The organism is Arthrobacter celericrescens, assembly GCF_003614925.1.
GTDB classification, from domain to species: Bacteria; Actinomycetota; Actinomycetes; order Actinomycetales; family Micrococcaceae; genus Arthrobacter; species Arthrobacter celericrescens.
Genome location: NZ_QYLP01000030.1, coordinates 63178 through 76250, shown reverse-complemented (window position 1 = coordinate 76250; position 13073 = coordinate 63178). Strand labels below are relative to the sequence as shown.

Here is a 13073-nt window from a genome sequence, read left to right as displayed (position 1 = left end):
CGGCCGGCCACCTCCGTGGGGAAGGTGGCCGGCCGCCGTCGTACTTCAGCTGAGGCGCGTTACCGGGTCAGGGCCCGCACGTGAACTTCGCGTCGCCCCAGACGCCGTGGGCTCCGTTGATCGATCCGGACGGCTCGACCACGAGTTCCACATACGCGGCGCCGCGAAGGTCCACGGTGACCGCTTCCGGGGCGAAGCCCGGCGTGTAGGTGCGGGACTGGTACTTGTTCGCGCCGTCGGTGTTGACCTTGAAGATGATGTTGCCGCCGAAGCCGCTCTCCAGGCCCACCTGCGAGGTGAAGGAGGAGCACTTGCCGCCCAGGTAGTAGGTGATCCGGGACAGCGCGTGCACGCCAAGGCCCTTGCTGTAGCTGGGCTGCTGGCCGGTGGCGGGGTCGGTGTAGTTGATGGCCAGCGGCTTGTCCGGTGACGTCGCCGAGTCCTTGTTGGCGACGTTGATGCCGATCACGCCGTACCCGTTCACCGCGTCCACCCACGGGGTCTCCGAGGCGTAGACGGTGCCCTGCGGCGCCGCCGGGAGGGGCTGGGTGGCGACCTTCCAGTCGAAGAACTTCACCCGCGTATCGGTGGGCAGGGTGACGGATGCCAGTTCCTTGGTGGGGTTGAGGCGCACCGTGTTGGAGAAGGCCTGGTACTTGTACTGGGTGTACTCCGGGGACGGTCCGTAGGCGTTGTTGCGGCCCATCTCCGAGACCGCCACGACGGCGCCGTTCAGCACGCTGGGCTGCAGCCAGTTGGGGAAGAAGATGGACTGCTTCTCGGTGGATCCGTCCGTGTACGTCAGGGTCAGGACCGGGCTGGTGCCGCCGCCCACCGCCGCCGAGCCGAGCACGGCCAGGTGCGTCCCCTTGCCGTTCAGGGCGACTGTCTGTCCGGAAAGCGCGACGGCGTTCGGGACGTCCGGTCCGGCCGCAGGCCAGGTGTAGTCCACCTGCTTGGGCGTTCCGGAGTTCACGGTCACCGTGCTGCCCGGCCGCACCCCGCCGGCCGGAACCGGCGCCGTGGCGAGCTGCTCGGCCGCGAAGGTGGCCCCACCGCCGTCGAAGTTTCCGAGCGCCTTGTTGGCAACCGTGGTGACGGAGATGTTGTTGTACGCCGCGGCGAGGGAGCCGTAGGCGACGTAGATCTGGTTCGCGCCGGCGGCCGTCTGCGCGGTGCCGTCCGCAGCCGTGTACGACGCCGAGAAGCGGACGGTCTGCGGGCCCGCCTTCGCGCTGGAGCCGGGTGAGACCACGAAGCTCGCCGTCGTTGAGCCGCCGCCGGGGACGGTGGCCGCGGAGTCTCCGCTGGCGCTCTTGACGGTCCAGCCCTCAGGCAGGGACGGGGTGATCCGGACGTTGGACTTGGTGCCCTTGCCGGTGTTCACGAACTCGGCCGTCACCGTGGTGTCCTGGTCCTGGAACACCTGCTTGCCGGTGGTGACGCGGAGCTCGGCGGCGATGGCCTCCTGGCTTGCACCGCCAAGGGGCCCCGCCTGCTTCAGGAGCACGCTGGCGGTCTTGTCCGAGGCGATCGTGCCGGCCTTGACGTGGACGGTGCCGTTGTTGGCGGGGTCGAAGTACCAGCCCGTGGCGGCGCCGTCGAAGGCTTCCTTCCCGGCGAGCTTGGGCAGGAGTGTTGCCCCGAGGCGGACCTCCAGCGGGGCCGCTCCGGCGTGCACTTTGAGCTGGTACGGCCGGGCCGCGGCCTTGCCCGTGTAGGCACCTTCGCGGGGGTTGATCGTCACGGACACCGTGCCCGGGCCATAGTCCGGGGCCTCGACGTCGAATCGCTGGCGTGAGGCCTTGCCGTCCTTGTAGTCGCGGGTGACCTTGTCGTCCTCGTACAGGGTGAAGCTGTTCTTGCCCTTGGCGTAGACATCCAGGGTGATCGGCGAATCCTCGGGTACCAGGGAGGCGTTGCGGGCCACGATGCCCTGCGGTACCACGGCGCCGGCGCGGACGAAGACGGGGAGCCTGTCCAGCGGGGCGTTGTAGCCGTTGAGGATCTGGCCGCCCCGGTAGAGCTTGCCGGTCCAGTAGTCCACCCACTGCTGGCCAGCCGGGAGAAATATTCCGTTGCGGACATCTGTCTGGGTGAAGACGGGCGCCACCAGGAAGTCCTTGCCGAGCATGAACTGCTTGTTCGCCTCGTCCCCGTAGGACCACTGCTGCTCCGGGAATTCCAAGGCCATGGAGCGCATCATGGACACGCCGGTGGACGCGGATTCCTGGGCCAGGGTGTAGATGAACGGCATGAGCTGCTGGCGCAGCTGCAGGTACTTGCGGTTGATGGCGGTGGCCTGTTCGCCATAGAGCCAGGGCCGCTTGTCCGTGGCTGCCCAACCGGACATCGAGTAGAGTGCGGGCGCGAAGGCCTTCCACTGCAGGTCGCGGACGTAGGACTCGGCGGAACCGCCGAAGATGCCGTCAACGTCGCCGGTGGTGAACGCCAGCCCCGAGTTGCCGGCGCCGGTGAGGGCCGAGACCTGCCAGCGGACGGCGTCGAGGTTTCCGGAGTGGTCACCGGTCCACTGCATGCCGCAGCGCTGGGAGCCGGCCCAGCCTTCCACCATCAGCGAGGTGCCGCGGGCGTTGGAGTACTGCTCGATGCCGCCGTGCGCGGCTTCGCAACCGGTGAGGGCCTGGCGGTAGCCCTGGCCCACCCAGGCGACGTCGAGCTTGCGCAGCCGCACGCCGGCCTCGCCCACTTCGTAGGCCTGGTTGGTCAGGGAGCGCTGGGTCCAGAGGCCCACCTTGAGATCGGTCTCGTGCTCGATGTTGGCCACGGTCTCCGGCAGTTCCTGGTATTCGCAGCCGTAGCCGTCGTTGACCAGCATCCAGCCGGCGGGCATGTCGTTCTCCACGAACTTGCGGGCCGTCTTGATGGCGTCCGGGGTGCGCTGCTTGGCGCCGTCCGGGTCTCCGTAGCCCGAGGAGGAGTAGCCCGGGTTGGAGCGGTTGTAGCAGTCGGCGTCGCCGTATTCCAGGGCGTAGACCGGCGGCATCATGGGCTTGCCTGTCAGCGTGGTGTAGGCGCCGAGGGACTGCTTGTAGTCGCCCACGAAGTAGTAGGCGTCGAAACGCTTTTCCTCGTGCGTGGTGCTGGGCTGGCCGCCGAAATCGTAGGAGCCGCGGGCGAAGGTGTTGCGCAGGACGCCGTAGCCCTTGGAGGACATGTAGTACGGGACGGCGTTGGGGTAGCCGTCGTCGTCCCAGTCAAAGTTCCTGGCGATGTTGATCAGGGCGCCGGTGTGCACGGAGCGGCCGTTCTGCATGCCGCCGCCGATGAACTGCTCGCCTTGCCGGGGCTGCAGGTGCTGGGTGGCCGACTTGGCGCCGAAGGTGATCGGGGCGGATTCGGCGAAGACCAGGGAGCCGTCCGCGCGGCTGACTGTGAGCCGGGTGGTGGCCTTGTCGATTTCCAGGGTGACCTTGGCAGTCTTGATGGTGATCAGCTCGCCGTCCGTGACGGTGATGGCCGCGCCGCCGAACTTGTCCTTGCCCACCACGATGTTCGCTGTGCGGGCGGGGTCGCCCTGGTCTGTGTTGGCGGGGTCGGTGAAGCTTCCGGTGGGGTCGGCTTCGAGGCGGAAGTTGCCCTCGTCCAGGAAGGTCACGCGCAGGGCGCCGGTTTCCGCGGTGAGGTCAACCACGTTGTTGTGCTGCGTGAAACCGGTGATCTTCCCCAGCGGAACGCCGGCGGAGTCCATCGGGACCTCGGGGGTGACGGTCTTGATGGCGGCGGGGTCTCCGGGGGCGGCAGCGGCAGGGCTCGCGAAGGCCAGCGCCGGAAGGGCCGACGCCGCGAGGACACCGGCGAGTGCAAGGGCAATGGTCTTGGTTCTAAGACAGTCCAGGGTGCTGGCCCGGGCGCCTGTCCGGGCGTTCCCGGGCGGGCGTGTTGAGGGTGACGACATGGGACTCACTTTCGAGGATGACTTTTTATGATCTAACTCACAGTGAAACGTTCACTAATCGTCATGGTGAAAGTGCGTCAGGTCAAGCGTTTCACCAAAATTGGCCGGGTTGTCACGGGTGGGTGTGCCGCAGGTGCGGCGTGTCGTGGGACGGGCGGAGCCGCGCGGCTCAGGAGTCGCGGATGATCCGCCGCTGCCGCGCCACGGCGATGGCGGCGGTACGGTTGTCCACGCCGAGCTTGGCGTAAATGTGCACCAGGTGTGTCTTCACGGTGGCCTCCGAAATGAAGAGCTGCCGGGCGATGCCCCGGTTGCCGAGGCCGGTGGCAAGGAGTTCGAGGATCTGCAGTTCCCGGGGGCTCAGCGCGGTCTCCGGATTGCGGATGTGCCCCAGGAGCCGGGCCGCGACGCCGGGTGCCAAGGCGGTCTGGCCGGCCGCGGCCGAGAGCACGGCCTGGCGGATCTGTTCAGGCGGGGCGTCCTTGAGCATGTAGCCCGCGGCGCCGGCTTCGACGGCGGCGAGGATGTCGGCGTCGGTGTCGTAGGTGGTGAGAATCAGCACGGGCGGCGGGGGAGTCCCGGCGTCGCCGGCCTTGATCCTTCCGGTGGCCGTGGCACCGTCCATCCCGCTGCCCATCTGCAGGTCCATCAGGACCAGGTCCACCGGCTCGCCGAGCGCGTTCAGGCGGGAGAGCTCGGCCAGGGCGGCACCGCCGTCGGCTGCCTCAGACACCACGGTGACGCCGTCGAAGTCGGCCAGCATGGCGCGGAGCCCGGCCCGGACCACCGGGTGGTCGTCCACCAGCAGCACGCGGATGTCAGGCACCGTCCACACTCCTTTCGGCCAGCGGCAGCCGGATGGCCACCACGGTTCCTTCGCCCGGCGCTGACTCGACCGCCAGGGTGCCGCCGAGGGCGGACAGCCGCTCGCGCAGGCTCCTGATCCCGACGCCGTTTCCGTCACCCCGTGCGGCCGCGGCAGGCAGCACCACAGCAGTGTCGAAACCCGTGCCGTCGTCGTAGATGTCCAGGGTCACCTCGGCGTCCAGGAAGGACAAAGTGACGACGGCGGTCCGCGCCTTGGCGTGGGCCCAAACGTTCGCGAGCGAGGACTGCGCCGCCCGGAGCAGGGTGGCCTGGTAGGCGTTGGGCAATTCGATGGCCGAGCCGTCGAGCTCGAAGCGGCAACGCAGCGGGGTGCCCCGGGCTGCGGCTTCGCTTTCGGTCTTGGCGCACAGCCGCCGCAGGGTGTCCACGAGGGTCGACTGTTCGAGGGCGGGCGGCCGGAGTCCGCGGACGAAGTTGCGGGCCTCGTCGAGGTTGGCGGCGGCGGTCTCCTGCACGGTCTGCAGGCGGCTGCGCACGGTCTCCTGGTCCCCGGCGTCGAGGGCCTTCGCCGCCGAGCGGCCCATGAGGACGATGCTGGAGAAACCCTGGGCCAGGGTGTCGTGGATTTCGCGGGCGAGCCGTTCGCGCTCGGCCAGGACGCCGGCGTCGTGCTGGCTCCTGGCGAGTTCGGCCCGGGTACGGCGCAGCTCCTCCGCGGCACGCCGCTGGTTTTCGGCTTCGGCGTACAGGGCGCGGTAGGCGAGGCCGGTGACGACGGCGAACGCCGCCCCGAACACGGGTCCCAGCACCATCGCGAGCTGCATGCCGCCGTCGCCGGTTCCACTGCCTGCACCCCTGCTGTGGAACCACAGCGCCCCCACCAGCAGGGCCGCGCTGGCGCCGATGGCGGGCAAGGCCCAGCGCAGTGGGAGCAGGTGCAGTTGCAGGAAGAACAGCGGGAAGGCCACCCAGGCGAAGTCGGAACTGACCATCAGCAGGAGCAGCCAGAGCAGGGTCACTGCGCCAAGCCAGCGCCGCGCGAAGGGATTTGGGTCGAAGCGGGTGGGGTCGGCCGAGTGGCGTTTTTCGAGGATGGTGCCGGCCAGGTACACGGCCGCGAGCATCAGCGACAGCAGCAGGCCCGCACCCACGGCCACCGGCGGGGCCGGGGCGATCAGCAGCCTGGCCACCGCCACGAGCAGCAGCACGGCGAAGCCCACGTGCAGGCTCACCCGGAGGACGCGCAGGATCAGCGCGGTGCCGCCCTGGTTCTGCGCTCCCTCACCGTACTGCCCTCCTTCGCCGTGCGGATCCAGGGGCTCCTGCCGTTCCTCCATGCCTTCCAGACTAGCCATCGGCACCGACAGAAAAGTGCCGATTCCCGCGCCGGAGCGGCCGAATCAACCGATCGGTTGATCCGCGGCTCAACCCCATGGCTCCGCCGGTTCATCCCGGTGCGCGATGTCCCCCGGGCCCGCGGCGGACAGAGTGGAAGCCGATGAAAAACCGCCCCGCGATCCGGGGCATGAACGAAGGATTCCGATGTTCCTGGCGCTCCGCGATCTCCGCTTTGCCAAGGGCCGCTTCGCCCTCATGGGCAGCGTGGTTGCCCTGATCACCCTCCTGCTGGTCATGCTGTCCGGCCTGACAGCCGGCCTCGGCAACCAGTCGACGTCGGCCATCGCCGCCCTGCCCGCGGACCGGATCGTCTTCGGCGCCCCGCCCGGCGGCGACGCCAAGGCCTCCTACACAGAATCCGAGGTCACGCCTGAGCAGCTCAACAGCTGGCGCGCCCGGCCAGGCGTGGCATCTGCGGGCGCGCTCGGGATCAGCCAGGCCCGCTTCCAGTCCCTCGGAAGCGACGGCGCGGCCAGCGGTACCGCGAACGTGGCGGTGTTCGGCACGGACGGGACCGTTCCCGCACCCGCACAGCTCACCGACGGCACCGTGGTCATCGGCGAAACCCTCGCCAAGGAGCTCGGCCTGGCCGAGGGCAGCAGCGTCACCGTCGCCGGCACCACGCTGACGGTCTCCGCCGTCGTGCCGGACCAGTGGTACTCGCACACCGGCGTCGTCTGGTCCACCCTGGAAACCTGGCGCAAGGTCGCCCATGCCGGTCCCGGCGAGGCCACCGTCCTGGCCGTAACCTTCGACGCCGGAGCCTCCGTGGACACAGACGCCGCCGATGCCGCGGCCGGCTCTGTCAGCGCCACCCCCACCGCTTCCTTCCAGGCCCTGGGCTCGTACAAGAGCGAGAACGGCTCACTCATGCTGATGCAGGCATTCCTTTACGGCATCTCCGCGCTGGTCATCGTGGCCTTCCTGACGGTCTGGACCGTGCAGCGCACGCGGGACATCGCAGTGCTCAGGTCCCTCGGCAGCTCCACCGGATACGTGCTGCGGGACGCCCTGGTGCAGGCCGCCGTCGTGCTCCTCACCGGCGCCGCGGCAGGCGGGATCCTCGGCGTGATCGGCGGCTTCTTCGCGGCCCAGGCGGCACCGTTCCTGGTCACGCCGATGACCGGCATCCTGCCCGTCGCGGGAGTGGTGGTCCTGGGTCTGGCGGGTGCCGTCCTTGCCGTCCGCGGTGTCACCAAGGTGGACCCGCTCTTGGCCCTTGGCGGCAACTAAGCCCGCCCGTCAACACCTTCCCGCAAACATTCCTCGAAAGGCATATACCGTGACCAGCCCGCTCAGCCTCGTCAATGTCACCCTCGACTACCCGGACGGCGGCTCCACCATCAAGGCCCTCGACGCCGTCAACCTCACAGCCGGCGCCGGCGAGTTCCTCTCCCTCGTGGGCCCCTCCGGCTCGGGCAAATCGTCGCTCCTGGCCGTGGCGGCAACCCTCATCGCCCCCACGTCCGGGCTCGTCCTGATCGACGGGCAGGACGCCACCGCGCTCGGCGCCAGGGAGCGCACCGCCCTGCGCCGGGACACGGTGGGCATCATTTTCCAGCAACCCAACCTGCTGCCGTCGCTGACCGCCGTCGAGCAGCTCCTCATCGGCGAGCACCTGCGCGGCAAGCCGCTCCGCGCGGCACGGCACCGGGCAGCGGATCTGCTCGACGTCGTCGGACTGGCCGGCGAGCTCGCCAAGCGGCCGCACCAGCTCTCCGGCGGGCAGCGCCAGCGGGTGAACATCGCGCGGGCGCTCATGGGGAGTCCGCGGGTGCTGCTGGTGGATGAGCCGACGGCGGCGCTGGACATGGAGCGCAGCGAGGCGATCGTGCGGCTGCTGCGGCGGGTCACCGATGAATTCTCGACGGCGACCCTCATGGTCACGCACGACACCGAGTTCCTGCCACTCACCGATTCCGTGGTGGCCATGCGGGACGGCCGGCTGGGCGCGCCGGTGCGCACCGCGGCTTGAGAGAGGCTCGCTTCTAGCCCAGCAGCGCCTCGTCCTGCGCGTCGTCGTAGGCGTCCCGGGCAGCCAGGATGGCGGGCACGTTGCCTTCGGCCCACTTCCGCAGCTGCGCGAGCGGTTCGAGGAGGGAGCGGCCGAGGTCCGTCAGTTCGTAGTCCACGCGCGGGGGCACCTGCGCGTGGATGGTGCGCGTGACCAGGCCGTCGCGTTCGAGGGAGCGCAGGGTCTGGGTGAGGACCTTCGGCGTGACCACGCTGACCATCTTGCGCAGCTCGGAAAACCGCACGGGACCGTCATCCAGGACCTGCACCACCAGGGAGGCCCACTTGTCGCCGATCCGCTGGAAAATCACCCGCGACGGGCAGTCGGGGTCCAGGACGTTGGCGGGCAAGCCGCTGGAGTGGCGCACATTAGTATCCACGGGGTAACTCAGTTCCTTTGAAGCTATCAGTATCAAATAGATACCGTCTTTCCATTGCAAGATTAGCAACCCCGAGGAGAGACATGAAAATCGCAGTATATGGCGCAAGCGGCATGGTCGGCAGCCAGATCGTCAACGAGTCCCTCAGCCGCGGCCACGAGGTCACGGCCATCTCGCGCAAGGGCGCGGAAGTCGACGGCGCCCGCTCCCTCGCGGCGGACCAGGCGGACGCGCAGGCTTTCGCCGCCGTCGCGAAGGACCACGACGTCGTCGTGCTGGCGACGGGCCCCAGCCGCACCGGCGGCGACCACGGGGAATGGCTGGACGCCATGGCCACCGCGTTCAGCAACACCGAAGGCACGCGCCTGATGATCGTCGGCGGCGCCGGCACCCTGACCATCGACGGCGTGCGCCTGCTGGATTCCCCGGAGTTCCCGGAGGCTTACCGGGCCGAGGCCACCACCGCGGCCACGGCGCTCGACCTGGTCCGGCAAACCCCGGACTCCGTGGACTGGACCGTCCTCGCCCCGGCGCCCGTGATCCAGCCGGGCGAACGCACGGGCAAGTACTCCATCGCCAAGGACTCCCCGGCGGGCACCAGCATCTCCACCCAGGATTACGCCGTGGCAATGCTGGACGAAATCGAGGCCCCGGCACACCGCCGGGCACGCTTCACGGCTGCGAACTAGCTCACATCGCCGCGGTCCGGGGAACTTTCCGGGCCGCGGCGACGTGGTTTACGTGAACATTCAACTACATCGAGAGGAACCCTCCATGGCCGGAAAGAAGCGACCCTGGATCCTGGTCACCGTAGCCGCCGTCGCCGTCCTTGCCGCCCTCGCGGCCATTTTCGGCCCGCAGATCTACGCCCAGTCCCAGGCCCCGGCACCCGCGCCCCTCTCCGTGGCCAGTTCGTCGCCAACAGCATCCGGCGCGCCTTCCAGCCCCGCCACCAGCAACGCCACCGACGACGGCGCCTGGAACGTCGCCTCCGCCTCCCAGGCCGGGTACAGGATCAGGGAGGTCCTCAACGGCGCCGACGTCACCGTCGTCGGCCGGACCGAAAAGGTCACCGGCTCCGCCACCGTATCCGGCACCCGGCTGACCGAGGCGAAGATCGACGTGGACGTCGCCAGCATCGCCACCGACAGCGGCAACCGCGATAACTTCTTCCGTGGGAACGTCATGAATGCAGACACCTTCCCGACGGCGTCCTTCACCCTCAGCGAGCCGGTCACCATCCCGGCGCTCAGCTCGGCCCCTGCCGCCGTCGAGGCGAAAGGAACCCTGGAGCTCGCCGGCCAGAAGCGCGACGTCACCGCCAAGTTGCAGGTGGTCCGCGACGGTGCGAAAGTCTCGGTCTCGGGCACGATCGACCTCGTCCTGGCCGATTTCGGCATCACGGCACCGGACCTCGGTTTCGTGAAGGTAGAAGACAAGGGCAGCGTCGAGTTCCTCGTGAACCTCGAGAAGGCCGGCTAGCCCCTGCCGGCCACGCCAAGCTCCGGCAGCGGCAGTCCGAACACGTCTTTCAGGGCGAGCCGGGCGGCATGGTAGCCCGGCATGCCGGTGACGCCTGGTCCGGGCGGCGTCGAGGAAGAGCACAGGTACACCCCGGGCACCGGCGTCCGCCACGGCTTGGTGGATACCACCGGGCGGCGCAGCAGCCCACGCACGTCCATGACGCCGGCCCCGAAGTCACCGCCCACGTAGTTGGGGTTGTAGCCGGCGAGCCCGGCCGCCGTCGTCGTCTTCCAGCCGACCACCACATCGCGGAAGCCGGGCGCGAAGACCTCGATCCGCTCCATCACGGCGGTGGACATGTCCACCGTGGAACCCTTGGGCACATGGCAGTAGCTCCACAGGATGTGCCGTCCGTCCGGGGCACGGCCAGGGTCCACCACGGAGGGCTGGGCCACCAGCACGTAGGGCTTCGCGGGGTGGCGGCCGGCGGCCACCTCGTTCTCCGCCGCCGCCATCTCCGCGCGCGTCCCCCCGACGTGGACGGTCCCGGCGTCGCTCAGTTCGCGGGCCGCCCACGGCACGGGGCCGGAGAGGATGAAGTCCACCTTGCAGGCAGCATTCCCGAATCGGAATGTTTCGAGCGCGCGCCGGTAGCGTGCACCCGAGGTCCCGGCCAGAGCGTCACCGGCGATGCCGAGCAGTTCGGGCGGCGCCACGTCCAGCAGCACAGCACGGGCTGGCCTGAGCTCCTCAAGGGAGCGGACGCGCACGCCCGTCTCGAACACGCCGCCATGGGCCTCGATGTCACGCACCATGGCGTCCACGATTGCCCCGGAACCGCCCACGGGCACCGGCCAGCCTCCCACATGGGCCAGGGTGCTCAGCATGAGCCCGGCGCCTGCGGGAACCAGCGACGGCATGGTGCCCACGGCATGCGCCGCCACACCGGTCAGGAGTGCCGGCGCCGCCTCGTCACGGAAGCGTCGGTTCCACCACGGCCCACCCTGCGACAGCGTGGCCAGGCCCAGGCTCACTGCGGCCACAGGGTCCGCGGGAATCCGCAGGAGCTGATTCTGGGACACGTCCAGCATGCCCTCCACGTGCTCCACGAGCGGCCGCATCAGCCGGCCGAAGGCGGCTCCGTCCGCCCCGAGTCCGTCCATGGTCTGCTCCAGCGAGCGGTACGCGACCGCCGCCCGGCCGCCGTCGAACGGTGTGCCGTACTGGACCTTCGGCAGCCGCAGGTCCACGCGCTGCTCCAGCCCGAAATCGCGGAAGAAGCGCGAAGCCAGCGCCATGGGATGCACGGCCGAACACACGTCGTACACGTGCCCCGGCTCCAGCAGTTCCGCCGTCCGCGCGCCCCCGCCGAGTGCCTCCGCAGCTTCGTAGACGCGCACCGCCAGCCCGGCGCGGGCCATCACCACCGCGGCGGCCAGGCCGTTTGGTCCGGAGCCGACGACGGCGACCTCAGCCATCGCGTCCGGCTTCCGTCGTGGTGCGCCGCCAGGGGAGCACGGATGCGGTGGGGCGGGCAAGGTCCAGCCGGAGCCAGTCCCGGGTGCGGTCGAAGGCGCCGCCGTGCGGATCGTCGATGCGTTTGGTGCGGATCGGGTCCTGCCGCGGGTCCCAGATGTCCAGGGCCACCCGGACCATCAAATATGCCGTTGCAGTCATATGCAGCAGCACGGCGAGTACGTAGTACGGCATATCCAGGTTGTGCTGCGGGGCTCCGCCGCTGGTGTACTGGCCCAGGAACATCCACACGGCCGCCCAGTGCACCGCCTCGGCGGCCTGCCACAGCAGGAAGTCGCGCCAGCGCGGCCGGGCAAGCGCAAGCAGGGGCACCAGCCACAGCACGAACTGCGGGGAATACACCTTGTTGGTGAGGATGAAGGCACCGACGATCAGGAAGGCGAGCTGCGCCAGGCGGGGCCGCTTGGGGGATGCGAGGCCCAGCAATGCGATGAGCGCACAGGCCGCGACGAAGAGGTATAGGGCGAGGCCATTGATCGTTGCCGCCCCCAGCTGCATCCACTGCAGCCGCTCGGCCACCTGGTTGTAGGCAAACCACAATGAGCTGAAGCCGGCCGGCCGGTCCTGGGTGAACTCGAAAAAGTAGCGCCAGCCCGCCGGGTTCATGATCGCGATCGGCAGGTTGACCACCAGCCAGCTGGCCGCCGCTGCCCCGGCCGTCACGAGGAAGGTGCGGAACCTGCCGCTACGGATGGCCAGCACCAGCACTGCGCCCAGTATGAGCACCGGGTAGAGCTTGGTGGCTGTTCCCAGGCCGATGAACACGCCGGCCAGCGCGGGCCTCTCGCGGGCGAAGAAGTACATGGCCACCGCGAGCATTGCGACGGCCCACATGTCCCAGTTGATGAAAGCGGAGAGGACGATGCCCGGCGCCAGTGCCACCATGGCCGCGTCCCAGGGCCTGCGGCGGTTGATCCGGGCCGTGGCAAGGACCGTGACGATCCAGACGGCCACCACCAGGGTCGAGTTGAGGTCGAAGTACCCGCGGATCCGTTCCGGGTCGAGGCCCGAGCCTGGCACCAGCAAGGCGGTGGCTCCTGCGATCAGGCCCATGAGCACCGGATATTCGAAGAGGCTTTCCCGGTCGAAGAAGGGAATCACGCCTTCGCCGAGGCCGCGGCTGCGGAACAGTTCGGGGAAGTCCGAGTAGCACGTAGCGTAGAAGTGGGTAGGGGTCTCCCAGCCGTTGACCCGGCAGTAGCCCTTGATGAGGATTCCGAGCAACGCAGCGAGGACCGTGAAGATGACCAGCACGCGCTCCACGGTGAAGAAACCGGGGGAGACCGCTCCCGGCGCGCTGTGGCTTCCCAACGGTCCGCCGGCCATTTCGGTGAACTTCGTGAGGAAGGAATCACTGCTGCTGGGAATCACAAAGCGCGCACGCTTCTGCCTGCGGTGCCGCGTGGTCTCCTGCATGGCTTCGAGCATAGCTGGCTAAGTACTTTCGAGTATCAGCGATTAAAAGGCGGAAGCCCACGCGTAGCCGCGTGGGCTTCCGGGGCGAACGGTCCGATGTGAGCCATCAGTCCCTCCTG

Annotated in this window: 10 protein-coding genes; 4 read left to right on the top strand and 6 right to left on the bottom strand. The window is 69.0% G+C overall.

The genetic code is table 11. The features are described from left to right. Positions 1–67: 67 nt before the first annotated feature. The 3 genes from D3654_RS06730 to D3654_RS06720 form a co-directional block, all read right to left on the bottom strand. Positions 68–3919: an NPCBM/NEW2 domain-containing protein gene (locus D3654_RS06730; RefSeq protein WP_120520744.1), complete on the bottom strand. Its 3852-nt coding sequence runs from the start codon at positions 3917–3919 to the stop codon at positions 68–70. A 169-nt stretch (positions 3920–4088) separates the two neighbouring features. Continuing rightward, positions 4089–4745 (bottom strand): response regulator, encoded by a 657-nt coding sequence (locus tag D3654_RS06725; RefSeq protein ID WP_120520743.1) that lies wholly within the window; start codon positions 4743–4745, stop codon positions 4089–4091. After that, positions 4738–6084 carry a sensor histidine kinase gene (locus D3654_RS06720; RefSeq protein WP_120520742.1) on the bottom strand — a complete coding sequence of 449 codons (1347 nt, stop codon included), beginning with the start codon at positions 6082–6084 and terminating at the stop codon, positions 4738–4740. The genes D3654_RS06725 and D3654_RS06720 overlap by 8 nt, the downstream gene beginning before the upstream one ends. A 205-nt stretch (positions 6085–6289) precedes the next feature. Here D3654_RS06720 and D3654_RS06715 point away from each other — a divergent pair, with 205 nt between their 5' ends. Then, on the top strand, positions 6290–7378 hold the full coding sequence (locus D3654_RS06715) for an ABC transporter permease (RefSeq protein WP_120520741.1): 1089 nt from the start codon (positions 6290–6292) through the stop codon (positions 7376–7378). 49 nt (positions 7379–7427) lie between these two features. Continuing rightward, the gene (locus D3654_RS06710; protein WP_120520740.1) at positions 7428–8120 is read left to right on the top strand and encodes an ABC transporter ATP-binding protein; all 693 of its coding nucleotides are present in this window, start codon (positions 7428–7430) and stop codon (positions 8118–8120) included. 13 nt (positions 8121–8133) lie between these two features. Here D3654_RS06710 and D3654_RS06705 read toward each other — a convergent pair whose 3' ends face one another. Next, positions 8134–8538, bottom strand: coding sequence for a winged helix-turn-helix transcriptional regulator (locus D3654_RS06705; RefSeq protein WP_120520739.1), 405 nt, complete (start codon positions 8536–8538; stop codon positions 8134–8136). 83 nt (positions 8539–8621) lie between these two features. Between D3654_RS06705 and D3654_RS06700 the strand changes: the two genes are divergently transcribed. Next, positions 8622–9227 carry an NAD(P)-dependent oxidoreductase gene (locus tag D3654_RS06700; protein ID WP_120520738.1) on the top strand — a complete coding sequence of 202 codons (606 nt, stop codon included), beginning with the start codon at positions 8622–8624 and terminating at the stop codon, positions 9225–9227. Positions 9228–9312: 85 nt separating this feature from the next. Continuing rightward, positions 9313–10020: a YceI family protein gene (locus D3654_RS06695; protein ID WP_120520737.1), complete on the top strand. Its 708-nt coding sequence runs from the start codon at positions 9313–9315 to the stop codon at positions 10018–10020. On the opposite strand, the gene D3654_RS06690 is transcribed toward D3654_RS06695, so the two are convergent. Next, complete coding sequence (locus D3654_RS06690) at positions 10017–11480, bottom strand: phytoene desaturase family protein (RefSeq protein ID WP_120520736.1); 1464 nt, start codon at positions 11478–11480, stop codon at positions 10017–10019. The two genes, D3654_RS06695 and D3654_RS06690, sit on opposite strands and share 4 nt — an antisense overlap. Beyond that, positions 11473–12954 carry a glycosyltransferase family 87 protein gene (locus D3654_RS06685; RefSeq protein WP_205571743.1) on the bottom strand — a complete coding sequence of 494 codons (1482 nt, stop codon included), beginning with the start codon at positions 12952–12954 and terminating at the stop codon, positions 11473–11475. Before D3654_RS06685 ends, D3654_RS06690 begins: the two co-directional genes overlap by 8 nt. Positions 12955–13073: the final 119 nt, after the last annotated feature.

Excerpts from the sequence above, each read along its gene's own strand:
- D3654_RS06730 (WP_120520744.1), bottom strand. The coding sequence starts at position 3,919 with ATGTCGTCACCCTCAACACGCCCGCCCGGGAACGCCCGGACAGGCGCC.
- D3654_RS06720 (WP_120520742.1), bottom strand. The coding sequence starts at position 6,084 with ATGGAGGAACGGCAGGAGCCCCTGGATCCGCACGGCGAAGGAGGGCAG.
- D3654_RS06715 (WP_120520741.1), top strand. The coding sequence starts at position 6,290 with ATGTTCCTGGCGCTCCGCGATCTCCGCTTTGCCAAGGGCCGCTTCGCC.
- D3654_RS06700 (WP_120520738.1), top strand. The coding sequence starts at position 8,622 with ATGAAAATCGCAGTATATGGCGCAAGCGGCATGGTCGGCAGCCAGATC.
- D3654_RS06695 (WP_120520737.1), top strand. The coding sequence starts at position 9,313 with ATGGCCGGAAAGAAGCGACCCTGGATCCTGGTCACCGTAGCCGCCGTC.
- D3654_RS06690 (WP_120520736.1), bottom strand. The coding sequence starts at position 11,480 with ATGGCTGAGGTCGCCGTCGTCGGCTCCGGACCAAACGGCCTGGCCGCC.
- D3654_RS06685 (WP_205571743.1), bottom strand. The coding sequence starts at position 12,954 with ATGCAGGAGACCACGCGGCACCGCAGGCAGAAGCGTGCGCGCTTTGTG.